Source organism: Williamsia soli, assembly GCF_017377795.1.
Classification (GTDB): Bacteria; Actinomycetota; Actinomycetes; order Mycobacteriales; family Mycobacteriaceae; genus Williamsia; species Williamsia soli.
The window spans coordinates 81,550-106,271 of the sequence record NZ_JAFRDR010000003.1 but is presented as its reverse complement, the minus strand read 5'-3'; the positions used below and the strand labels follow the sequence as shown (position 1 = coordinate 106,271).

The 24,722-nt window shown below is 64.0% G+C and carries 17 protein-coding genes; 13 read left to right on the top strand and 4 right to left on the bottom strand.

Annotated elements, in window-relative coordinates; all coding sequences use genetic code 11:
- Window positions 1-85: 85 nt before the first annotated feature.
- The 10 genes from J3S28_RS09030 (at window position 86) to J3S28_RS08985 (ending at window position 15,393) form a co-directional block, all read left to right on the top strand.
- On the top strand, window positions 86-1,270 hold the full coding sequence (locus tag J3S28_RS09030) for an aromatic ring-hydroxylating oxygenase subunit alpha (protein ID WP_207839793.1): 1,185 nt from the start codon (window positions 86-88) through the stop codon (window positions 1,268-1,270).
- Between the two features lie 4 nt (window positions 1,271-1,274).
- Window positions 1,275-2,042, top strand: a complete 768-nt coding sequence (locus J3S28_RS09025) for an enoyl-CoA hydratase/isomerase family protein (protein WP_207839790.1) — start codon at window positions 1,275-1,277, stop codon at window positions 2,040-2,042.
- Window positions 2,039-2,674, top strand: coding sequence for a PaaI family thioesterase (locus tag J3S28_RS09020; protein WP_307796984.1), 636 nt, complete (start codon window positions 2,039-2,041; stop codon window positions 2,672-2,674). The genes J3S28_RS09025 and J3S28_RS09020 overlap by 4 nt, the downstream gene beginning before the upstream one ends.
- Window positions 2,671-3,915, top strand: coding sequence for a CaiB/BaiF CoA transferase family protein (locus J3S28_RS09015; RefSeq protein WP_207839788.1), 1,245 nt, complete (start codon window positions 2,671-2,673; stop codon window positions 3,913-3,915). Before J3S28_RS09020 ends, J3S28_RS09015 begins: the two co-directional genes overlap by 4 nt.
- A gap of 209 nt (window positions 3,916-4,124) precedes the next feature.
- A complete protein-coding gene (locus tag J3S28_RS09010) occupies window positions 4,125-5,666 on the top strand; it encodes a class I adenylate-forming enzyme family protein (RefSeq protein WP_207839786.1) in 1,542 nt (513 codons plus the stop codon).
- Window positions 5,667-5,686: 20 nt separating this feature from the next.
- The gene (locus tag J3S28_RS09005; RefSeq protein WP_207839784.1) at window positions 5,687-7,834 is read left to right on the top strand and encodes a molybdopterin-containing oxidoreductase family protein; all 2,148 of its coding nucleotides are present in this window, start codon (window positions 5,687-5,689) and stop codon (window positions 7,832-7,834) included.
- Window positions 7,831-10,068 carry a molybdopterin-dependent oxidoreductase gene (locus tag J3S28_RS09000; protein WP_207839782.1) on the top strand — a complete coding sequence of 746 codons (2,238 nt, stop codon included), beginning with the start codon at window positions 7,831-7,833 and terminating at the stop codon, window positions 10,066-10,068. Before J3S28_RS09005 ends, J3S28_RS09000 begins: the two co-directional genes overlap by 4 nt.
- A complete protein-coding gene (locus J3S28_RS08995) occupies window positions 10,068-11,717 on the top strand; it encodes an FAD-dependent oxidoreductase (protein ID WP_207839780.1) in 1,650 nt (549 codons plus the stop codon). The genes J3S28_RS09000 and J3S28_RS08995 overlap by 1 nt, the downstream gene beginning before the upstream one ends.
- A complete protein-coding gene (locus J3S28_RS08990; protein ID WP_207839778.1) occupies window positions 11,714-13,873 on the top strand; it encodes a molybdopterin-containing oxidoreductase family protein in 2,160 nt (719 codons plus the stop codon). The genes J3S28_RS08995 and J3S28_RS08990 overlap by 4 nt, the downstream gene beginning before the upstream one ends.
- Window positions 13,870-15,393 (top strand): class I adenylate-forming enzyme family protein, encoded by a 1,524-nt coding sequence (locus J3S28_RS08985; protein ID WP_207839776.1) that lies wholly within the window; start codon window positions 13,870-13,872, stop codon window positions 15,391-15,393. Before J3S28_RS08990 ends, J3S28_RS08985 begins: the two co-directional genes overlap by 4 nt.
- A gap of 93 nt (window positions 15,394-15,486) precedes the next feature.
- On the opposite strand, the gene J3S28_RS08980 is transcribed toward J3S28_RS08985, so the two are convergent.
- The 4 genes from J3S28_RS08980 to J3S28_RS08965 form a co-directional block, all read right to left on the bottom strand.
- Window positions 15,487-18,225, bottom strand: coding sequence for a branched-chain amino acid ABC transporter permease/ATP-binding protein (locus J3S28_RS08980; protein WP_207839773.1), 2,739 nt, complete (start codon window positions 18,223-18,225; stop codon window positions 15,487-15,489).
- Window positions 18,222-18,929, bottom strand: a complete 708-nt coding sequence (locus J3S28_RS08975) for an ABC transporter ATP-binding protein (RefSeq protein WP_207839771.1) — start codon at window positions 18,927-18,929, stop codon at window positions 18,222-18,224. Before J3S28_RS08975 ends, J3S28_RS08980 begins: the two co-directional genes overlap by 4 nt.
- A gap of 73 nt (window positions 18,930-19,002) precedes the next feature.
- The gene (locus J3S28_RS08970; protein ID WP_207839769.1) at window positions 19,003-20,193 is read right to left on the bottom strand and encodes an ABC transporter substrate-binding protein; all 1,191 of its coding nucleotides are present in this window, start codon (window positions 20,191-20,193) and stop codon (window positions 19,003-19,005) included.
- Window positions 20,194-20,359: 166 nt separating this feature from the next.
- Window positions 20,360-21,838 (bottom strand): acetyl-CoA acetyltransferase, encoded by a 1,479-nt coding sequence (locus J3S28_RS08965; RefSeq protein ID WP_207839767.1) that lies wholly within the window; start codon window positions 21,836-21,838, stop codon window positions 20,360-20,362.
- Window positions 21,839-22,256: 418 nt separating this feature from the next.
- Here J3S28_RS08965 and J3S28_RS08960 point away from each other — a divergent pair, with 418 nt between their 5' ends.
- From J3S28_RS08960 to J3S28_RS08950, 3 genes are read left to right on the top strand one after another with little or no spacing between them, the layout of a single operon-like run.
- Window positions 22,257-23,126, top strand: a complete 870-nt coding sequence (locus J3S28_RS08960; RefSeq protein ID WP_207839765.1) for an SDR family NAD(P)-dependent oxidoreductase — start codon at window positions 22,257-22,259, stop codon at window positions 23,124-23,126.
- 7 nt (window positions 23,127-23,133) lie between these two features.
- Window positions 23,134-23,364, top strand: a complete 231-nt coding sequence (locus J3S28_RS08955) for a ferredoxin (protein WP_207839762.1) — start codon at window positions 23,134-23,136, stop codon at window positions 23,362-23,364.
- A gap of 18 nt (window positions 23,365-23,382) precedes the next feature.
- Window positions 23,383-24,612: a cytochrome P450 gene (locus J3S28_RS08950; protein ID WP_207839760.1), complete on the top strand. Its 1,230-nt coding sequence runs from the start codon at window positions 23,383-23,385 to the stop codon at window positions 24,610-24,612.
- Window positions 24,613-24,722: the final 110 nt, after the last annotated feature.

Below are 24,722 nucleotides of genomic sequence, written 5' to 3'. Positions count from 1 at the left end.
CGACGACCGTGAGACGAAACACGAAACCTGTCTTATGTCGCGTGAAACAATAGACACTTAATGTCTTATGTGCCACCCTCGATGTATGCAACGGGAAGACAAGATCGAACTGACCCAGCGGCTGATCGCGCATGTTGACAACAACTCGACCGACTACGCGGACGACGTTCTGCGCGTGCCGTTCTCGGCGTTCAACGATCCCGAACTCGCGGAGTCGGAACGCCAGGTCGTGCGGCGGTTTCCGCACATCGTCGCGCACCTGGACGAGTTGCAGAAGGCCGGCGACTTCATCACCACCACGCTGATCGGCACTCCTCTGCTGGTCGTGCGGCAGCCTGACGGCAGCGTGAAGGCGTTTTCGAATGTCTGCCGGCACCGAGGTGCGAAGGTCGAGTTCGCCGAATCCGGGTGCAAGCGCATCTTTGCGTGCCCGTATCACAACTGGTCATACGGCCGCGGCGGCGATCTGCGAGGGATGCCGCACGCCGAGGGCTTCGAGGGTGTGGATCGAAGTGAGTACGGTCTCGTCGAGTTCCCCTGCGAGGTGCGACACGGTTTGGTGTGGGTGGTCCCGACGGTCGGAGTCGAGTTGGATATCGCGGCGGTACTCGGCGAGAAGCACGACGCGGAGGTCATCGATACGGGAATGGCCGACTCCTACCAGGTTCGCAAGGAAACCTGGAGACTCGACATGAACTGGAAGATCGCCGTCGACGGCGTCCAGGACTCCTATCACCTGTGCCAGCTGCACACCAAGACCGTCTGCAACTACCTCGAAGGCAACATCACAGCGCTCGATGTGGTAGACCGCTCATGGCGACTGGTGGTGGCACGCAAGTCGATCACCGAGGTGCGGGATGCCGATCCGGACAGTTTCGACGTCCGCGACTACTCGCTGGCGAACTACACCGTGTACCCCGGGACCATGCTGGTCACCGAGCCGAACCACTTCGAGATCTGGACCATCGTTCCCGACACCGACGATCCGAATGTCAGCTACTGCACCATTCGACTGTTGTCCCCGAAGAAGCCCGAGACGCCTCGCGAGGTGCGAATCCTCGAGAAGAACTGGGAGCTCTTGATGGCGACCTTGCACGACGAGGATTGGTTCGTGACCAAGACGATCACGGACAACGCCGCACACGGGCAGGTGAAGGAACTGATCTACGGTCGAAATGAACTGCCCGGACAGCTGTTTCACAATATGGTGGCGAGTGATGTCGTAGAACTGGAACGAGAGCGTTCGGCGCAGACCGCGGCCACCGGGTAGGAAGATGGCTGCCGACGAACACGGTCCTGCACTGCTCGCAGAACACCCCGCGCCGGGTGTGCTCCGCCTGACACTGAATCGCCCACAGGTGCACAATGCGATGTCGGTTGCGCTGCAGCGAGATCTCGACGACGTACTCATGGCCTCGGCGGACGATGATGACGTGCGCGCGGTGATCATCACCGGTGCGGGGGCAGACGCGTTTTCTGCGGGTTACGACCTCAAAGAACTCGCTGAGATGTCCCCGGCGCACACCGCCTCGGTCATGCTCGAGCGCGATGAGTTGCTCTGGCGGTACCTGACTCTTCCCAAACCGACTGTCGCAGCCATTACCGGTGCCGCGTTCGGCGCCGGGACCATCATCGCCGCGTGCTCCGACCTCCGGGTCGGTGGACCCTCGACCCAACTCACCGTGTCGGGCGCGCGGTATGGCGGGGCGAGCCTGACCTGGCTGCTGGATGACCTCATCGGTGCGGGTCGTGCCAGGGATCTGCTCATGACGTCGCGCACCGTCGAGGGTGAGGAGGCCTACCGGATCGGGCTGCTCAGTCGCTACGACAGCGACATCGCGGCGCAGGCGCTTCACACAGCCATCGAGCTCGCCGCGCAACCGGCAGCCGGACTCCGCGACCTCAAAGCACTGCTGCTGGACCGGCACGGCCGCGATCTCCGCGCTCGATTCGACAGAGAGAACACGCTGGCGCGACGGGCCCTGGGAACCAGATCTGTCGCAGAGATGTTCGCGGGATTCTTCTCCGGTGGCGGAACGTGAACACCCCCGGCTGGGACGATCCTTTCGTGCCCTCGGCTCCGGTCCACGACGAGTTCGCAGAACTGATCGAGGCGCTCCGCGACGTGCAGGAGGCGATAACCCGATCGCGGCCGGATGCGGCCGTCGCTGAGGCGGCGGCCGAGTCTTTGCGCGCTGTTGCCGCCCGGATGCGGGATTTCGAGGTCGACGAGGATGATCAGATCTCTGGAAAGCGCTGGGATCTGCCGGGGAGTGGGCGCGCGCTGGGGCCGCCTTTGCATCTCGACACCGCGTCCGGGAGTTCTGCGGTGGGACGAGTCACGGTCGGCCGCTTCCATTCGGGTCGCTATGCCCTCAACGGCGGGATCACGCCACTGATCTTCGATGAGATCATGGCGCGACTGGCGAACAGCTCGGGCAGGCGATGGGCGCGCACCGCGTACCTGAATGTGAACTTCCGGGCGCCGGCGCCGTTGCACACCGAACTGACGGTGACCGCTGAACTGGTGGGTCAGGAGGGACGCAAGCGCCTCGTGCGCGGCGCCATCCATTACGGCGATGTGCTGGTGGCGGACGCTGAAGGTCTGTGGGTCGAGCTCAAACCCGAACAGTCACACAATGTCTCGAACATCACGGAGGTAAGCGGACGATGAGCGGATTCTCGTTGCTCAACGGCGTACGGATTCTTGAAGTCGCGCAACTGGCGCCGGCGTCCCTGGGTGGGCATCTGGCCGATCTCGGAGCCGAGGTGATCAAGGTGGAGTCGGGACCGCTCGGCGACCCGGTTCGGGTGGGTGGCAATCGCGCGGTGGGCGGCCCCGATGGCCCGGCATTCATGCATCTGCGGTGGAATCGGGGCAAGAAGTCGGTGGCTCTCGATCTGCGCACTCCCGAGGGTCGGCAGGCGTTCCTGGACATCGCCCGTTCGTGTGACGCAGTGATCGAAGGGATGCGCGGAGGTTATCTCGACTGGCTGGAGATCGGTTACGAGGCGCTGCGACAGGTCAATCCGAGAATCGTCCTGTGCACGGTGTCGGGTATGGGCACCGACGGACCATACCGCGGTCTCGGCAGCGGCGGCCCCATGTTCGACGCCTACGCGGGTCTTCGCGAGGTACGCACACCGGATGAACCCCCGACCGAGGGCATGGCCGGTTCCACCACCCCGCCGATTGCGATGTACGCACTCGGGGCCTACGCGGCGATGGGCCTCCTCGCGGCGTTGCACAAAGCGGGCACGACGGGGGAGGGGAGCCACGTCGAAGTCTCTGGAATCGACGTCGCCGCCGCCTGGATGCCGGATGGCGTTGATGCCGAACTGAACCGATCACGTTCGAGCCCACGGCCCACCTGGTTACCAGACGGGCGCCTGCCGGATTGGCCGAGACTCGAGGCCTACCGCACCAGTGATGGAGAGGCGATTCTCTTCGGATCCCACGTCGAGAAGTTCTGGCGCAATTTTCTGATCGCGGTCGGGCGCGAGGATCTCGCCGATGTCGACCTTTCGAGCGCAGACCCGGAGGCGCCGGCGCGGGCGGAGCGGGTGTGGCGCGAGCTGACCGGAATTTTCGCTCAAAGGACACGTGCGCAGTGGGTCGAGCTCTTTCTCGAGCACGAGATCGCCGGGGGCCCGGTCAACAGCACTGCCGACATGCTTGCCGACCCTCATTTTCGCGCGCGAGACAATACCTATCGCGTTGATCACCCCGACGTCGGCGATCTCGAGTTCGTGGTCAGTCCGGTGCGGGTCGACGGAGAGAAGTTTGCCCCGGCTCTCCCGCCGACGGTGGGCGCCGACACCGACGAGGTACTGCGGACGGTCGCCGGCTACAGCATGGGCAGGGCAGCGTCGACCAACGTCGCGGCGAGCGAAATGACATCCGTTACCGACTGACGGCCGGCTTGAAGAAGACACGCCCACGTGTAATCCCCTGCGTGGGTGTGTTTTTGGCGTCTGACGTAGTTCGGCACCAAGGCAGTGCCCAGTACATCGCATCTTGCGTCAATTACCTACTGATGTTAGTTTTAACCAGGCGGAAGTGAGCACGGTCACAACGCCGACGGCACGGCCGGGTGAATCGGCCGAAGACGAGGAGCGCATTGATGAACTTGGCAGACCTGACCCGGTTCTGGGGTAAGACGCGGCCCGCGCAGCAGGCCATCGTGTTCGGAGACACCGCTCAGACCTGGGCCGAGGTCGACACGATCACCGATGCCTTGGCACGCGGGCTGTCGGCACGTGGTGTGCGCAAGGGTGATCGCGTCGCCGTGATGATGCTCAACCGGCCTGAGCTCGCTCACGTCATCCTGGCAACTCTCAAACTCGGTGCGATCAGCGTGCCGCTGAACTTCCGTCTCACCGCACGAGAACTAGCACCGATGGTGGTCGATTCGGGACCTCGAGTCGTGATCGTCGAGGATGAATTCTCGTCCCTGCTCGAGGTCGCCACGACGCAGGCCGATTTCGAGACCTTCGCCATCGGCGGAAGTGATCACCCGTCCTACGATGTGCTGATCGACACGGGCGCAGCGCCGACGGTCTGGATCGACGCCGACGACCCGGCTTTCATCTGTTACACCTCAGGGACCACCGGTGTACAGAAGGGTGCATTGATCACCCACCGGAACGCGATGACCCCGGGCCTGTCCCAAACCCTCACATTCGGATTCTCCTCCACTGATCGGGTGCTGTGTTCCGCGCCTCTGGTGTACACGGGTTCGGTGCTGTCGGTCTTCATGCAGTTGGTCGTCGTTCCCGGCGCGACCATGGTGCTGCTGCGGGAGTACGACCCTCAGATCGCACTCGAAACGCTCGAGCGTGAGCAGATCACGGCCGCCACAACCGTTCCCGTGATCTGGGAGCGGATGACCACCCTCCCGGGATTCGACGGGCGCAAGCTCGCCGACTTCACCTTCGCGGGAACAGGCGGCGCGCCGGTGAGTCTCGATCTACTCGACTTCTACCGCTCGCACGGCATCCCGCTGACGCAGTGCTATGGCCTGACCGAGGCGTCGGGGATGGTGACCACCCTGCAGTACGAGGATGCTCGGTCCCGCCCAGGATTTGCCGGATTGCCGATGGTGGGAACCCACGTCCGGATCGGCGATCCCGGTGTCGATACCCCCTCCGGTGAGGTCGGCGAGATCCTGGTTCGCGGCGAGCACGTGTTGCGCGAATACTGGCGCAAGCCCGAATCGACCGCGTCGACCTTGGTCGACGGTTGGCTGCGCACCGGCGACCTGGGGTTGAAGGATGACTCGGGATTCCTGAAGATCGTCGACCGCAGCAAGGACATGCTCATCTCAGGTGGTCTCAACGTCTACCCGGCCGAGATCGAGAATGCGTTGCACGGAATCGAGGGCCTGGTCGACCTCGCGGTCATCGGTGTGAAGGACGACCGCTGGGGCGAGGTGCCGATGGTGGTCTTCCACAGCGATCGCTCCGCTGACGACATCGTGGCCGACATCGCACTGGTCGCCGGCGAGCAACTCGCAAAGTTCAAGCGCCCGAAGCACGCAGTCGCCCTGGACGAGCCCCTGCCGCGCACGTTTTCCGGAAAGTTGGCCAAACCGAAGTTGCGGCAGCGGTTTCCGGCGGTCCCACAGGAGGCACTGGCCGTCCAGGGAATACCGACGCAGGCCTGACGGCGTCGTCGAGGGTGCGCATGCTCGCCAACACGTCTCGCCACGTTTCCTACTGCCGCTTGTGCGCCTCGTCGTGCGGGGTCCTCGTCGATGTGGAAGACGGTCGGATAGGCCGGATACTCGGCGACACCCAGCACCCGATCTCCGGTGGGTACACGTGTCCGAAAGGCCGTCGGGGCGGCGATCTGACCCACAGCCCAGACCGACTGACCACCTCGCTCCGAAGATCGGACAGGACACACGTCGACGGGGCCGGACACGTGCCGATTGCCACGGCAGATGCGGTCCGCGACATCGCGGCACGCCTCGATGAGGTGATTGCCCGGTACGGACCTGATTCGGTGGCCCTGTTCACCGGGACTCAGCACAATTTTGCTGCACTCACCCCGCTGATGGCGCGCGCGTGGTTCCGTGGCACCGGATCTCACAAGCTGTTCTCCACCATGACCATCGACCAGTCGGCGAAATGGGTTGTTGCTGAACGTATGGGGTCGTACCTCGGCGGTAGGCAACGAATCGAGAATGCCGACGTTTGGCTCCTTGCCGGGACCAATCCGGTCGTCTCGGGCAACGGAGGCGATGGGGACGGAGCTGTGGTCCAGAATCCGTCCTGGACGTTGCGGTCCGCTCGCGAGCGTGGGCTCCGCCTCATCGTCGTGGATCCGCGGCGCACCGAGACCGCCGCACTGGCCGATATCCATCTGACCCCCCGCCCTGGTACCGATGCGGTCCTGTTCGCGGGGCTGTTGCACGTGATTCTCGCGGAGAGCCTGCATGACCACCACTTCACTGCGCAGTATGTTGCGGACTTGCCGCAGTTGATCGGGGCCGTCTCGCAGGTGACGCCGACTGTGGTTCAACGAATCTGCGCCGTACCCGCCGAGCAGGTCGTCGAGACGGCGAGGGTTTTCGCGGGTGGTTCGCGGGGGATGGCGACCAGCGGTACCGGGGTGTGCATGGGCCCGCACTCGAACGTGGCCGAGCACCTGCTCGCGGCCCTGAACGTGGTCTGCGGCAGGTTTCTACGGGAAGGCGAACCGGCCGACGACCGTGCGGTGCTCACCCGGCAGGTGCCGGCGCGGGCGGAGGTCGCCCCGGCCGAGCGCGCTTACCGTAAAGGCTTTCGCAGCCGAATCGGTGGGCTGCGGGCGATTCGCGGGGAACTGCCGTCGGGCATTCTCGCCGACGAGATCCTCGAACCGGGCCCAGACCGGGTCCGCGCGCTGATCGTCTCCGGCGGCAACCCGGCGGCAGCACTACCTGATCGAGACAAGACGCTCCGGGCCTTGCGGTCGCTGGACCTGTTGGTGAGCATCGACCCCTGGATGTCTGACACCGCTCGACTGGCGGATTACGTGATCGCTCCGACGACGATGTACGAGCGTGCCGATCACACCATGATCATGGAGCCGTTTTTCCCGACCCCGTTCGCCCAATTCACACCCGCTGTGGTGTCGCCGCCGGCCGGGGTGGTCGACGACTGGCGCTTCTTCTTCGACCTCGCGGCCGCGTCGGGCCAGCCGATCAAGTTCGCGGGACGGCAACTCGACCCCGGCGACCCGCCAACGGCCGATGATCTGCTGGCGATGGCGGCCGAACGGGGCCGGGTTCCGGTGAACGATCTGACAGCCGCACCTCACGGGCGTCTTGCGCCTCGCAGCGATGCGATCGTCGGCCCTGCCGACCCGGACCGGGCCGCACACCGCCTGACCCTGATGCCTGACGACGTCGCCGCCGAGTTGCGCTCGGCGTTGGCCGAAACGACTGCCGCTGTGCGGTATCCGTTCCTGCTGACCGTACGACGCATTCGCGAGGCGGTGAACTCCACCGGCACCAGGGTTCCGGGGCTGGTCCCTGGTGGGATCAATCCGGTCTCCGTCCATCCCCGCGATCTGACTGTCCTCGGACTCCGCGACGGTCAGGACGTCGAAGTCCGATCGTCGTCGGGAAAGCTTCGGACCTGCGCGCGGAGCGATGCCACCCTCACTCGCGGAACAGTGGCGATCACCCATTGCTTCGGGAGCATCGACGACGGGGAGTCCGGTGCCAACGTCAACGCTCTCACCGGTCGCGGCCAGGGTGTGCAGGCGATCAACGCGATGCCGACGCTGACCGCCGTGCCGGTAGCGATTGCAGCGATCGAAGATCACGAACGGAGGACACCGTGACCGTCTCCGTGAAAAGGCCTACTGGACATCGGATATGTCCACTCTGCGAATCGACCTGCGGGTTGCTGGTGGAGCTCGAGGGCAGAACAGTTGTCGGTGTGGCGCCGAACCCCGACGACTTGCTGAGCGGCGGACACAGTTGTGCCAAGGGTTTGGGTCTGGGCCGGATCGAGGGCGACTCGGACCGCATCCGGACGCCGTTGCTGCGCGCCGACACCGGCGGTTTCCGGGAGGCGACGTGGGATGAGGCATTCGCCGAGATCGGCAGACGCCTTCCCGAATTCGTTGCCGACCCCGGCAGTTGCGCCATCTATCACGGCAATCCTGCCGCGCACCACCTCGACGCCACCTTCTACCTGGGTGAGCTGATCAGCGCGGTCCGTACGAAGAACATCTATTCACCGGCCAGTGTCGACACCTGGCCGAAGAATCTGGCGCACATGCTGCTCTACGGCGGTGGGCTGGGACTGAGCCTGCCCGACATCGACCGCACCGACTACTTTCTGGTCCTGGGTTCGAACCCGATGGTGTCGAACGGCAGTACCGTGACAGCACCCGGTATGGAGCAGAGATTGCGTGCTCTTCGGCAACGGGGCGGCACGCTTGTGGTGGTGGATCCGGTTCGCACCCGCACCGCTGAGGTCGCCGATCTCCACGTGCCGATTCGGCCGGGTACCGATGCCTTGTTCCTGCTCGGACTGCTCCACGTCATTGCGGCAGAGGGTTTGATCCGGCCTGATCGGATGCCGGACGTGGTGGACGGTCTCGACGAGATGCTCACCCTCACTGCCGATTATGGACCGGATGTGGTCGCGACGGCGTGCGGCATCGACGCGGAGCTGATCCGTACGGTCGCGCGCGATTTCGCCGGTGCACCTTCAGCGGTGGCACACGGCCGGATCGGTACTTGCATGCAGGAGTTCGGAACTCTGGCCAACTGGCTCGTCGAAGTCCTGACCATCGTCACGGGGAACCTGGACCGACCAGGCGGTGCGATGTTCTCGCTCCCGCCGGCCGGCGGTCAGAACACATGGCCGGTGTCGAGACCACCGAAGCTCATGTTCGACCGGTGGCGTTCGCGGGTGCGTGATCTCCCGGAGGCGATGGGGGAGTTGCCGGGTGTCTGCTTCGCAGAGGAGATCCTGACCCCCGGGCCCGGCCGGACCCGAGCTCTGATCACCCTCGCAGGTAACCCGGCGCGCTCGCTCCCCAACAGCGCTGCGATCGAGCGGGCCCTCGGCGCCCTCGATTTCATGGTGTCGATCGACTGCTACGTGAATGAGACGACGCGCTACGCCGACGTCATCTTGCCGCCGCCGCCGTTGGTGACCCGTGGGCACCACGATGTGACGCTGGCCCACTTCCAGATCCGAAATGTCGCCCGGTACACCCCGCCGTTGCTGGATCTCGCCGACGATGAACGCGCCGAGTGGCAGATCCTGCTGCGGCTGGCGGCAATAGCGAAGGGGACTCCGGAACGGACGGTCGAGGAGATCGATGACGACGTGGCTGTCATCGCCACCCGCCGAGCAGCGAAGCTCGCCGGCTGCGAACCGGACGCGGCGGCGATGGCCTCCGGGTCACGCCGCGGTCCGCTTCGCCTCCTGGACCTTCGGCTCCGCAGCGGGCCCTATGGCGATCGGTTCGGTCTCGAACCTGCAGGCCTGACTCTCGAACTGCTGGAGCACAACCCGAACGGCATCGACTACGGCCCTCTGACTCCCCGGCTGCCTGAGGTTCTGCGGACTCCGGATGGTCGGATCAACCTGGTCCCACCGATGATCACCGCCGATCTGCCGAGGTTACGTGCGTCAGTGGACCGCCCCACCGACGACCTCTTGCTCATCAACCGACGGCAGCGACGGGGGATGAACTCGTGGTTGCACAACGCGCTTCCGCAGCCGGACGGTGGGCAGTGCGCGCTGATGATGGACCCGCACGACGCCGCGATGCGCGGCCTGGTGGACGGTGACCGGGTGGCCGTCACGTCCTCCACGAACACTGTGCTCGCCGAACTGCGGGTCGACGACGCCATGCGCACCGGCGTGGTGAGCATGCCGCACGGATGGGGACACAGCGGACCGGGCCTGCGGACGCCACGATCGGAGGCCGTTCCCGGAAGCAACTACAACGCTTTGGTGGATGACTCCACCGAACTCGAGGCACTGACCTCATCACCCATCTTCAACGGAGTCCCGGTCAGCGTGACCCGACTGAGCGAGGAGCGATCCTGATGGCCTACGTCGTCACCCAGAACTGCTGCAACGACGCCACCTGCGTCGCTGTGTGTCCGGTCGACTGCATTCACCCCACGCCCGCGGAACGGGACTATTCGCGCACCGAGATGCTCTACATCGACCCGTCCACGTGCATCGACTGCGGAGCCTGCGCAGACGTGTGTCCGGTGGATGCGATCGTGCCCGGGGACGCGATCGCTCCAGACGTCGACCGATACCGGGAGATGAATGCCGATTACTTCCAACGAAACCCACGAGCGACGGACTCAGGGACGCATGTGCAACCGCTACCCCTGACGCTCGCGACAGCGCGTGTCGATGATCCGCCGGCGCTGCGGGTTGCGATCGTCGGTTCGGGACCGTCCGCGTTCTACGCGGCCGAAGAATTGCTCGCGCGCCGCGACATCGCCGCAGAGGTCACCATGTTCGAGCGGCTCCCTGTGGCCGGTGGGTTGGTCCGGTTCGGGGTCGCGCCGGATCACTGGCGCACCAAGACCGTGGACAAGGTGTTCAACCGCACCGCGAGCCGCACGGGCTTCACGTTTCATCTGGGCGTCGACGTCGGACGGGACCTCAGCCTCGACGAGGTCTTGGCCCATCACCACGCGGTGATCCACGCATCCGGAGCATCGGGTGACCGGCGGCTCGGGATCGCCGGCGAAGATCTACCCGGCAGCGGCTCGGCGCGGGAGTTCGTCGCCTGGTACAACGGGCATCCCGACCAGGCCAACGCCTCCTTCGATCTGTCGACGAGACGGGTGGTGGTCGTCGGCAACGGCAACGTGGCCCTGGACGTCGCACGCATCCTGGTCTCCGACGCAAAAGCTCTACGGCGGACGGATATTGCTGACCATGCGCTGACGACGTTGGCCGACAGCGCGGTCGAAGAAGTGATCGTTCTCGGCCGTCGGGGTCCCGAGTTCGCCGCCTGTACCACCCCAGAACTGCTGGCCCTGGGCTCCCTGCCCGGAATCGACGTCATCGTCGAGGGCTCGGTGACGGCCGGACCGGACGCTCCGATCAAGACGCAGATTCTCGCCGAGTACGCCCGGCGGCAGGCGACGCCTGGCAATCGCCGCATCGTCTTTCGTTTCGGGTCCACGCCAGGAGCGCTCATCGGTTCTGACCATGTCGAGGCACTACAAGTGACCGATACCGCAGCCGGGACCACCAGCCGTATCGACTGCGGATTGCTCTTGCGGGCAGTCGGATACCGCGGCAGACCGATCGACGGACTGCCTTTCGACTCCGCGACCGGCACAGTGGTCAACGTCGAAGGGCGCGTTGTCGAGCCGACGACCGGAACTGCAGTCGCGGGGCACTACGTGGCCGGCTGGATCAAACGAGGTGCGACCGGGGTGATCGGCACCAATCGTTACTGCGCAGCGGAGACGGTCACCACACTGCTCGACGATCATCGCCGGGGCGTGTTGGGTGCGCCGTCGGGGACGCTAGCCGACGTCGAAGAGCTGGTGCGGCAACGTTGCCCGGATGCACTCAGCGGTGCGGACTGGCGGACAATCGACCGCTACGAGCGGGAGCGGGGCCGCGAGGTCGGTCGGCCACGTATCAAGATCGTCGATGCGCACGAGGCGGTGGCGGTGGCCGGTGCGAGCAGATCGTCGTCTGCGGCAGTCGTCGGATGAGCGGGCCCGCGCCGAGCCAGGTGCATACCTTCTGCCGGATCTGCGAACCTGGGTGTGGAGTGCTGGCCGACGTCGCCGACGGGGCGGTCGTCCGCCTACAACCAGACCACGATCACCCTGTGCACCAGGGATTCGCCTGCCACAAGGGTGTGCATTACCTGCAGGTTCACGACGACCCGGACCGGATTGACAGACCCCTGAAGCGAATCAACCCGCGAAGCGAAGAACGCGGTGTCTTCGAGCCCATCAGCTGGGATGAAGCGGTGAGGGAGATCGCCGGGAAGCTGGTGCAACTCCGTCGCGACCACGGTCGCGATTCCATCGGTATCTACCAGGGCAACCCTTCTGCCTTCAATGGTGCCTACTACGCGAACGCAGCCTCGATTGCCCGCGGATTCGACACCCGGATGCGGTTCAGCGCCGGGACACAGGACACGTCCGCCAAATATGCCGCAAGTGAAGCGATCTATGGGGCATCGATGGCACATCCGATCCCCGATCTGCTCCACACCGACTATTTCCTGTGCCTCGGCAGTAACCCCCAGGTGTCGCACATGACGCTCATTCACATCTCGGATCCGATGGCGAAGATCAGAAATGTGAAAAAGCGGGGCGGTACAACACTGTTCGTCAATCCGCGCCAGATCGAGTCGTCGGGACCCGACACCGGCGAGGTGCTGCTGATCAAGCCGGATACCGACTTCTACTTCCTGGCGGGGATCCTGCACGAGATCGCCTTTCGGATCGGTTTCGATCGCGACGAGGTGGAACGCCACGCGGAGAGGATCGACGAACTGCTCGACTTCGTGGCGCAGTACCCGGTCGAGCGAGTTGCCGAGGTCACCGGAATCGACGCCGGTCGCATCAGCACCGTGGCGGATGAGTTCTGTGGGGCACCGACCGCGAGTGTCTATATGGCCACGGGCGTCAATCAGGGCAGGCAAGGTGCCCTGGCCTACTGGATGCTCACGATGGTGAGTCTGCTGTCCGGCAACCTGGGACGCCGCGGAGGCAACATCTACTCGCGCGGCGTCGCCGACGTGGTCCAGAACTCGAAACGCAGACGCGAGGATCCGTTCTTCACCGGCCCACTGGGCACCATGCGAACCGTGAGCGGCGATCTGCCCGCAGCTCTGCTGCCTGACTTCATCGAGAATCCAGACGATCCGATCCGCGCGTTGATCGTGGTGTCGGGCAATCCGTTGCTGTCGATCGGCGGGGGAGCCCGACTGCGTGAGGCTTTCGAGGAGCTCGAACTGCTCGTCAGCATCGACCTGTATCGCACGGTCACCGGCGAGATGGCGGATTACGTTCTGCCCGCCACCGATTGGCTGGAACGCGAAGACGTGAACTTCCTGAACACCATGGGTGTCGCGATGGAACCGTACGTGCAATACACCCCTGCCGTGACAGCGCCCGCGGGCGAGCGCCGCGATGACTGGTGGATACTCTCGCGGATTCTCCAAGAGATGGGTGTGGCCACGCTCCTTGACGATCCGAGCCCCGATCCCTATGCGATCGTCGATACCCTGATGAGCGATGCAGGTCTGTCCATCGATCTTTTGAAGACATTGCCGTGCCAGACAGCGGTGTTACCCGAAGCCGTTCCTTCTCAGGTCTTCAGCATTGCCGTGCAGCACGAGAACGGTCTGATCGATTGCTGTCCGGCCGTATTCGAGAGTGCCCGCAGAGCTGCGGCCGATCTGTACGCTGAGCTGCTCGCCGAACCTGTCGGGCAGCTGAAGCTCATCACCCGCCGCACCAACTTCATGGTCAACAGCTGGTTACACAACGTCCCGGTACTCAAACACGGTGTTCATCAGGATAATCCGCTGTGGATCAACCCCGTCGATGCGTGCCGGTTGGACATTGTCGACGGGGACACCGTCCGGGTAAGCAATCGGTATGGCGCCATCGACGCGGTGGCCGTGTGCGACGACACCCTCAGAACGGGTGTCGTGGCAATGACACACGGTTGGGGCCAGCGCACCGCCAGGAGTCTCGACGTCGCCCGTAGACACCCGGGGGTGAACGCCAACCAGCTCGCGCCGACCGGTGCGGGAGCTTTCGATCCACTGAGCAATCAATCGCACCTGACCGGAATCAACGTAGAGGTGTCCCGGGACACTCGGACAACAGCAGGAGGAAACCGATGAGTGGCACCGTGATCGATGCGCTGACCTACTGGGCACGGGCGGTGCCAGAACAGGTGGCGATCGACTTCGCCGGTGACGAGGTGACCTACAACGAGCTGGGCAGCTGGATCGACACAGTGGCACACGACCTCGCATCGAGGGGAGTCAGGGCGGGAGACCGCGTCGGTCTGCTCGGGAAGAACTCGCTGGAGTGGTGCGTCGCAGCGTTGGGGGCGATGAGGGTGGGCGCGATCGTGGCGCCGTTCAACCAACGTTTTCTCGCACGCGAACTCGAAGCCCTCGTAGACACGTGTGAACCGGTGGTGGTGTACTGCGACTCGGGATTGCGCCCGCGACTCGACGAGGTGCGCACCGTTGGACAGACCTTCGCGGTCGCGGAGTTCGAGCGGGATGTCCGGCCGCTACGGGGTGCCGCCACCCCCGCGTTCCGAACCCCGGTGGCCGAATTGTCGGATCCTACGGCGATCGTGTTCACCAGTGGCACAACCGGCGCTCCGAAAGGTGTCATCTTCACCCACGCCACCATCGCCGGAATGATGCATCAATGGGCAATGCAGGAACCGATAGGACACAACGGCTTACGGCCACTGTTGGCAATCCCGCTGTTCACCGCGGGAGGCATCATCTGGGGTATTGCTCGTACCGTGCTGCATGGGGGCACCTTGCTGCTACAACCTGGTTTCGATCCCGCAGTTGCCCTGCGCGTCTTGGTCGAGTCTCGCGCGACCACCTTCACCGGACCGCCGATCCTCTGGGAGCAGATCTCCCGGGTTCCGGGCTACGACGACGCAGATCTGAGCCACCTGACCACCGCCCACGTCGGGGGTGCGCGCGTGTCACCGTCGTTGGTCGGCACCTGGTTGGCCAGAGGTGTGCAGTTGCGGCAGCTGTACGGGCAGACCGAGATCGGCGGATCGGCAACGGTGATGCCGCGTGATGAGGCCGCCGAACACCCGGACAAGTGCGGATGGGGAGGGATCTTCACGAAGATCCGGGTAGTAGATGCCGAAGGCAAGGATTGTGCGCCGAACGAACCGGGGGAGATCTTGCTGCGCGGTCCGGGCATGATGCCGGGTTACTGGCGCAACGACGAGGCGACGCGGGCGGCCTTTGTCGACGGTTGGCTGCGCACGGGCGATCTCGGGAAGCTCGACGAGAACGGGTATCTCACGTTTGTCGATCGCCTCAAGGACCTGATCATCTCCGGTGGACTCAACATCTCACCTGCAGAGATCGAGCATGTGATCAGCCAGCTGCCGGGTGTCGAGGAGGTTGCCGTGATCAGCGTGGACGACGAGAAGTTCGGGGAGACACCGGCTGCGATTCTCGCGAGGGTCGACGGCCTGACCGAAGCTGACGTGGTCGCCCACTGCAACGATAATCTCGCCGACTACAAGGTGCCCAGATATGTGGTGTTCACGGACGGGCCATTGCCGCGGATGGCCAGCGGCAAGATCTCGAAGCCGAACCTGCGGCAGACCTACGCCGGTGTGCCGCAGCTGTACGCGAAGGTCCGGTGACGATCTCGCCGCGCCCCGTAAACCCAGGCGTTCCAGGCACACCCAGGTGTTGCAACACCTGGACGTGCCTGGAACGAGTGGGTTTGTCCGGAACTACTGGCGGATGACTTCGGCCGTGTCCTCCGCCGACGCCACCGGCTCCCCGAGATACGCTGCGCGAACCGCTTCGTCACCGCGGATCTCATCAGGTGTGCCCGCGGCGATCGTCCGTCCGAAGTCGAGGACGTGAACCCGGTCGGCAGTCCGGAGCACCATGGGCACATCGTGTTCGATGAGAAGGACGCCGATGCCCCAATCATCGGCCAGACGCCGGATGAGATGTCCGACCTCGCGGCTTTCCTCTTCGTCGAGCCCGGCGGCGGGCTCGTCGAGGAGCAGGATCGATGGCCTTGTCGCCACCGCACGGGCGATGGCGACCAGCCGCCTCCGCCCGTAGGACAGTTCCTCGGCCCGCACGTCCAGCACATCGCTGAGGCCGAGTTCCTCGATGGCTGCCAGCACGGTGTCGGTGGGACGCGACGGTCCCGGATAGAACAGATTGGTCACGTAGGCCAACAGGTCTCGCGAATCCGAGGCCGCCAACAGATTCTCGCGGACGGTCAAGTCGTTGAAGAGTTCCAGCGACTGGAACGACCTCGACAGGCCGGCGCGGGCGCGCCGGTGTGGCGACCAGGACGTCATGTCCTGCTGATCCCATCGGACGGATCCGTCGGAGATCCGGTTGTAGCCGGTCACGGCATCGATCAAGGTCGTCTTACCGGCCCCGTTGGGTCCGAGCAATCCGACGACCTGGCCGGGGCTGACGGTCATCGACACCTCTGAGAGGGCCGTGAAGCCACCGAAACGTTGTGTGACGCCGATGATGTCGAGCGTGTGTGGCGTGACCTCCGCCTTGACACCCGTCGACCGCACGGGAACCGTCTGCGCCGCAGTTGTACGCCGCCGGGTCGGTACCTTCTGCCAGAGTTCGGCCAGCAGCGTCTGCGCACGATCGACGATGCCGTTCTGACTGCCGATCAAGGTGACGAGCAGCAGGAATCCGGTGATCAACGGTAGGTACTTGACGAAACTCGAATCGGCGCTGGTGGTGGCGTCGCCGAAGAAGAGGACACCGACGCCGCCGGTGGCCAGCGTTGCCCCGACCATCGGTCCGAGGACGTACCCGGCGCCTCCGATCACGGTGAGCACCAAGACGTTGATCGACATTTCGGACGGGAACAGTTGCTGGTAGAGGATGGTGGAGTAGCTGAACCCGTACAGGGCGCCGCCGAGTCCGGCGATACCCGCAGAAATGGTGAACGCGTACAACTTCGATTGGAAGACGTTGACACCGACGGCTGCTGCCGCCCGTTCATTGGTGCGGACGGCGAGCAACCGTCGCCCGACGCGGCTGCGGCGCAGGTTTGCGACGACAAGGGCTACCACCACCAGAGCGACAAGGCAGATGGTGCTGTAATTGGCCGGATGGGTCACCGGGTCGACGTCCAGACCGAGGAAGGTCGGGGAGTCGATCTTGGTCTGGGCGTCGCGGCCGGTGTAGTCACTGTTGGCGAAGACGAGTTGGTAGATGACGAAGCCGAGGCCGAAGGTGATCACCGCGAGATTGACGCCGCGGGTGCGCAGGGCCGGTAGTCCGATGACGAATCCGACGATCATGGCCACCAGGACGCCGGCGATCAGCGCCGGTTCCATCGGCCAGCCCTGTGCTGCGGCCAATCGGCCTGCGGCATAGGCGCCCACACCACCGAGCGCGAACTGTGCCAGTGAGAGTTGGCCGGCGTATCCGGTGATGACCACAACGGACAGTCCGACGATGGCAAAGGTGATCGAAACGATGATCGCGGGCTGCCAATCGTCCGGCACGGCAAAACGTACGATGACGAAGGCGAGTACAGCGGCGATCAGAACCGGCACCGGGCGGATCCGGCCGGTTCCGACGCGGGGTAGCCGGTCGGTGATCATGCCGCGCACGGGCAGTCCGCGGCCACGAACCACCAACACCAGAATGATCACGATGAACGGCACTGCATCGGCCACGCCGGTCTGGTCGATGTAGCGGGTGGCGAGCGCTTGCCCCATCCCGATCAGGAGACCGCCCACCACCGCGAGCGCGTACGACCTGAACTCGGCGAGGAGCGCCGTGGCGAGCGCCCCGATGATGAGGGCGCTCATCTGGGTCACCGAGATGAAGCCGGACGAGGTCGCCGGGAAGAATGCACCTGCGACGGCGGCGAGAGCCCCGGCAAGGCCCCAGGTGAGGGAGGCGAGAAGGTCGGGCGACCAGCCGAGGGCTGCTGCGGCTCGGGGATTTTCGGCTGATGCGGACAATGCTCGTCCGACTTTGGTGCGGTTGCTGATCGCGGCGAGGACAACCGCAGAGACGACCGTGATGAGCAGAAGGTAGATGTTTTGTTTGCCGATGAGCAGGTCGTCGGTGAGGCTGATCGAGTCGGTGGACACCGGGACATCGACGGTGCGTTGCTCGGCCCCGTACTTCAGCAGGACCCCCTGCGTCACGATCGTGAGTACGCCGAGTGTGGCGATGACCCTGGCGAGCGGGCTCGCCGAGCGCAGGGGTCGCATGACGAGGAAGTGCACGAGTATCGCTGTCACCGCAACGACGACCATGGCCACCACGAGCGCGATGTAGAACGGCAGTTCGGCCTCGGTGCGCAATTGGAAGACCGTGTACGCACCCAGGAGGGCGAATGCTCCGTGCGCGAAGTTGATCACGCCGGAACCGCGATAGATCAGGACCAAACCCATCGCCAACAGCGCGTAGATGGAACCGGTCCCCAGGCCGAGAAAGGCAAAAGTGAGTATGTCCATCATGATTCCCCGGTCAAGTAGTGTTGTGCGATTTCGTCTGCTGAGCCGCGGAGGTCTGCGGCGGGTCCGTCGAGCACGACCCGGCCGCGCCGCAGAACATACGCGTGGTCGGCGATCTCGAGTGCGTGCCGGACGTGCTGCTCGACCAGGACCACAGCAACGCCGCGGTCGGCGGCCTCCCGTAGCACTTTCAGTAGCCGCTGCACGATCAATGGCGCGAGGCCGAGTGAGAGTTCATCGGCCAGGAGTACCTTCGGTTGCCCGGCCAGTACGCGACCGAGGGCAAGCATCTGTTGTTGCCCACCGGACATCAGTCCGGCCTTTTTGCCCAGGTGTTCCCGCAATTCGGGAAAATACTCGAGAGCGGCGTCCACCGACCCTCGACCCAACGAAAGATTCTCTCGCCCGGTCAGATTCATGAAGACACAGCGTTCTTCGGTGAGGTAGCCGAGTCCGTGCCGGGCGCGGTGATCGAGGCTGCGACGTTTCGAGTCTCCGAGCACCTGCACGTCTCCGCTCATCGGGGAGATCTCGCCGGCGATGGTCAGCAGTGTGGTGGTCTTGCCCGCGCCGTTGGCGCCGAGCAGCGACACGATCTGCCCGGGTTCGACCCGGATGTCGAGGTCGTGGACAGCGGGCGTCCCGCCATACCCGGCTGTCAGATGATCTAGATGTACCGCGGGTACTGCGGTGACGGTTGTGCTCATTGGCTGTCTTTCTGGGCTGGAGAGGGGATGCGGCCCTGCCGAGATCGGAGGCAGGGCCGCACCGCGGGTAGTACTACTGGCCGAAGAACGGACCCAGGTCTTCGAAGCCGCCTTCTTGGGCGACCTCTCCACCGTCGGCCGTGATGTAGACGACGTTGCGGTTGAAGACCCGGTTCAGGCCCGGAACAGCGAACTCGGTGGTGAAGTCGACCGGTGCCATGAGTCCGCCGGCGTCGATGTCTTTGGCGCCGTTCATCGCTGCGGTGACCGTTGCTGCTGTGATGTCGGGTTGTCCTGTCATCACGTCGGCGAACACCCGGTACGACGCCCAGGTGTCCTGGTTGTACGGACCGGTCCAGTCGACATCGTCGGTGGATGCCTTTGCTTCGTCCCAGACCGGGTTGCTGGCGACCACGAAGTTGCTCGCCGAGCCCGCGCCCTCGAATGCCTTGCCCGCCTGGGAGAGCACCGTGTCGTTCAGGCCTCCCGACAGGATGTAGTACCGGGTGTCGACACCGACGCTCTCGCCCGCTTTGGCGACGGCGACGGTCTGATCGTTGGGTAGTCCGATGATGGCGCAGTCGGCTTCACCTGCAGACTTCGCGACACTGCCGAAGTCGGTTGTTGTTGTCGGGACCTTGATGTTGGTCGCCGGCTGACCACCCGCCGCGGTCAGGCCGAGATTGATCAGATCGACGGCCTTACCTGTGGTCGGTGTGTCGTACAGGACGGTGGCGACGGACGTGCAGCCGTCCTTCACCGCTTTGGCTGCGATGCCGGCGAACGTGGGGGCGCCGGACAGCAGGGGGAAGGAGTTCTTGTCGGCCAGTTCATTCGGCGAGAATCCAGGAGCGCCGATCCAGGGGATGCCGGCTTGATCGAGGATCGGGTTGATGGTGGCGCCGTTCGTGGTGAAGCCACCCAGTACCGCGACCACGTTCTCGGAGACGGCCTGGCGTGCACATTCTGCCGCCTTGTTCGTGTCGTTTCCGTCGTTGCAATTGATGACCTTGACCTCGTGCCCGTTCAGACCGCCGGCGTTGTTGATCGAGGTCGCCGCCGCCTTCGCCGCGTCGTGGATTTCTGGCTGATTGATGGCGGCGGTGTCGACGGGGGCGATGGTCATCACCGTGACCGGGTCGCCGGTGAAGGTTTGATTGGACGAGGTTGGGGTGTCACTCGAGCTGTCGTCTCCGCAAGCGGAGAGTGCCAGGACCAAGCTGGCGCTGGCCGCGATGACGAGGGTTCCGGATCTGATACGCATGTTCTTCGCTCCTGATCTTCGGACGATGATGTCCGGAGTGGTTTACGTCACCATGTGACGAGAGCGAAGCCTACAGTCATTAGATTTAAACAATCTAGTGTTTCAGAAAAATTGCCTTGAACTGCTCCTACTTGGCTCATGTCTGTAGGTTTATGCACTCAGTGCCTCAACTGAAGGTGGCGACCCTGCCTTCGCCCACCGTGACATTCATGCCTGCGGGCTCGGAGTCGAGCATCTGTCGGACCTGGTCTGCATCGTCGATTGCGGCAAGGGTTCGGCCACCCGTGGGTGTTCGCACCGCGATCAGACCCGTTTCGGGAGAGCCGTCGCGGTCATAGGTGACGGTCCACGATTCGATTGTGCCGCTCCCGCGCCACGTGTGATCGGCGACCACTGTCGGTAGTCGATCGACCTCGGATTGGGTATCCGCCCAACGGAACCCGTGCTGGGGAGGTTCAGTGCTGTAGATCCCGAAGGCATGTTTTGTCAGGTAGCCGCCGTTGGCGGTCACCAAGCCGCTGCTCCCGGGATTGGCGCGGAGCCTTTCCGCCATCGTCGCGATCGAGTGCGACACGTAGTTGTTCCACGGCCCACCGGCGAAGCTGAGACCGCCGGTGACGGTCAAGGGGCGATCTGATCCGCTAAGTGGCAGGCCGAGCTCGGTGGCCGCGATCTGGACGGCGGATGGAAAACACGAGTAGATGTCGACGAAGTCGACGTCGTCGATGCCCATGCCGGCCAACTGCAGGACCTCACGGCCCGCGATCCGGATCGCGGGGGATCGGTCGAGTCGGTGACGTTCACTGATCGCGTAGGTGTCGTGAGCATCGGTGCCCGCGATCGGGAAGATCCAGTCTTGCTGCGGCACACCAAGAGATCGTGCCTTCGCGACTGACGTGAGCACCAGGGCGGCGGCCTGTTCGACGGAGTTGTTCGAGTTCATCAGCTTGGTGTACGGATCGCAGATCAGTCGATTGTCGGGGGACGGCGTCGCGATCTCATCGGCGGTGAAGGGGGTGCGGACCCAGGCGTGATCGTTCTCGACGGCAACCGCGTTGAAGGTCGACCAGAGCTCGGCGATCTTCTGGGAGTGTTCGGACGCGGTGCTGCCCGAGGAGAGTCTGATCGCCTGTTCGAACAGGGGGTATACGTGCGCCGGCCGATCGAGGCCGCTTTGTTCCTCGGCGTGACCGTTCATCGGCACTGACCCAACTGTGTTCTGCGCCCTGGGGACATCATCCTGTTGCTGTGTCCAGTCCGGCCGCCGGCCCTGCTTCTTGAGGCGCATCCTGGTTCGCCAGGTCTCGGCGCCGCCGATCAAGACCACGCTCGCCTTACCCGCTGAGATGTCCGTGCACGCGCGATTCAGCAGGGTCTGGGGCCCGTTGCCGCCGTCGCCGACGTATTCGGTCGTGGTGGGTTCGGCACCCAGCCGCTGTCCGAGTAGCAGGCCGGGGTCGCGGTAGCGCCACGAGAGCATCCGGACGAGTCGAATGGAGTCGACGGCTCGCAGCACCGTCTCGGACGCGCCTGCACGCGCGGCTGCCGCGATGAGATCCACCGGTTCGAGTAGGGGTGAGGTGTCATCGCGCTGGTTCACCTGTCCGTAGCCGATCAGCACCGGGGTGGTGGGGTCGAGGGCCATTGGTCTACCTCCGAGTCGTGTAGCGGGGACGGTCTGTGCGCTCACCGTCCCGAAAACTAATGGCGTGAGTTTACGTCTGCCGCTGATGCGAAAGGATGTGTCGTGATCTCACCACGCAAAGTTACACAGGACGAAATATGTCTCAGTGTTCCCGAAATGTCGGTTGAGTTGCATTTACGGGGCCCTCTGATCGCGAAGCAATGCGCTTGAAGTGCATATTTGTGCCCAACGCAGCAGATGACAAATCGTGATTGACGTCTCAAACCTATGGTAGTAAGGTTTGTCGATGTCAGCTGAAAGTGACCTAGGCCACTTGCCGCGGACACCACTTGGCGCCGGCCACACGCCCCCTGGCGCCACGATTTCGAAGGACCTGGCCCGCGTCGTCGCGGCCCGTCCCAACGATGGAGGAAACATCATGAAGCTCGAAGGCAAGGTCGTACTCATCACCGGCGCCGGATCCGGTCTCGGTCGGCAGGCGTCACAACTGTTCGCATCCGAGGGGGCGAAGATCGCGGTGGTCGACATCGACTCCGAGCGGGCCGAACACACTGCGAAGTTGGTCGAGCAGCAGGGTGGTGACGCCATTGCGATCACGGCGGACGTGGCGCAGAAGAGTCAGATCGTCGCAGCCGTCGACAAGACGGTCGAGCATTTCGGAAAGCTGGACGTCGCCTGGGCCAACGCCGGCATCGTGTCGCGTGGCGGTGTTCCTTCGGTTGCCGGTGGCGAACAGGTCGAGTTCCAGGACCTCACCGAAGAGGACTGGCACGCGGTATGCGGCGTGAACCTCAGTGGTGTCATCTACACCGCGCAGGCTGCTGTGCCTGCGTTGCGGGCCAATGGTGGCGGCACCATTCTCGCGACCTCGTCCGCTGCGTCACTGCTGGCCTATCACAGCATCTCGATGTACTCGGCGACCAAAGCCGGGGTCAACGCGCTGGTGCGCGGCCTCAGTCTGGATCTCGGGAAGTACGGAATCCGCGTCAACGCGATCGCTCCGACCCACGGGATGTCGCCCAACTTCCTGATGGATGCCGGCGCGCCGGTTGTCGGCCAATCGTACGAAGAGATTTCGGGGCCCTGGGACCCCGTGGTGTCGCCTATCTCGCTGCGGCTCAATCGTCCGCCATCACTGATCGACAATGCCAAAGCCGCTCTGTTCCTGATCTCTGACGATTCGGCGTACATGTCCGGGGTGGTTCTGCCCGCAACCGATGGCGGCACCCTCGCCCGGGTCGGCATGTGGTTCGACGAGGATCTGCGGCCAGAACCTGTGGAGAATTAGGACGCCGATGCCAGTCGACGATGCGGGTTTCACCCTCGAGGTAGATCGGAAGGCCTGCGCGGGTCACGGAATGTGTTATGGGACAAGGCCAGAGCTCATCGATTGCGACGACGAGGGCTACCCGGTCATCACAGATCCGAACATCGGACTCAGCACCATCGATTCCGCCCGAGACGCCGTCGCGGTGTGCCCCGAGCGGGCACTCGAACTCGTGCCTCGAAGCACGTCACACGCCTGAACAACAAGCGAGGAACCCATGACAACAGTTGAACAAGCTCCGGCCGACCTGGTCGTCGACTTCGACATCTACGACCAATCCATCGCTGCACCTGTCGATACCGTGCAGGCTCAAGTCGCTGAGTTGGCGAGCAAAGGTCCCGTCGTGTACTCGACGGCCCACGGCGGCCACTGGATCGTGACGCAGTACCGGGAGATCCAAGAAGTGCTCCGCGACCCGGAGACCTTCTCGAGTTATCCCAACAACCTCGTCACCGATGAGTCGTTCGGCAAGTTCATCCCGGTGGAGATCGATCCGCCCGATCACACCGGATATCGCCAGGCGATGCAGCCCCTGTTCAGTCCGGGCCGGATGAAGGAGCTCGAAGAGAGCATCCGCATTGTGGTGAACGAACTGATCGACAAGTTCGAGTCCAGGGGTGAAGCCGAGTTCATCGGCGAGTTCGCTCACGAGTTGCCGACCCGGGTCTTTCTCGCCCTCATGAACTGGCCGCTCGAGGATGCCGAGGTCTTCACCGAGGCGACCAACGTCATGTTGCTGGGCAAACCGGGTGGAACTGAAGAGGAGTCGAACCAGGCACGGGCACTCGCGGGCATGGAGATGCTGGGATATTTCCAGAAGATGGTCACCGACCGCCGGGAGAACCCCGGTGACGACATCACGTCGACGCTTGTCCACACCGAGGTGAACCTCGAGGCCGGTCCGCGACTGCTCACCGACGAGGAGCTGACCCGGATGTTCTTCTTGCTGCTCATCGGTGGTCTGCACACAGTGCAGGGTTCGTTGGCGTGGAGCATCATTCACCTTGTCAACAACCCCGAGCAGCGTCAGGAGATCATCGCCGATTCCTCACTGATCCCTTCGGCGGTCGAGGAGATTCTTCGGATCGAAGCTGCGGTCATCCCGGGGCGGCGTGCCACGAAGGACACGACGCTCGGCGGAGTTCATATTGCCGAGGGAGATCAGGTGATCTTGATGCTGTGTGGTGCGAATCGGGACTCCGAAGAGTTTGACAGCCCGACCGAGCTGGACATCCAGCGGCATCCGAATCGGCATCTGTCGTTCGGGGGTGGGCCACACCGATGCATCGGCTCGCATCTCGCCCGCATCGAGCTCAGACTCGCACTCGAGGAACTGCACCGGAGGATTCCGGACTATCGGCTGGTGGACGGTGATCCGCCGATCCTGCATGCGAGCCAGGTTCGCGGATGTGTCCGTTTGCCGATCACGTTCACGCCGAGTTCGTAGTCGGACCGTCCGAAGACTTGTCCGCTTAAACTAAAGGCTGTAGATTTAAGATCATCAGCCCAGCCGGCGCGTGCTGCTGCACTCGCTGCACCCCTGCGATCGGGAGGATC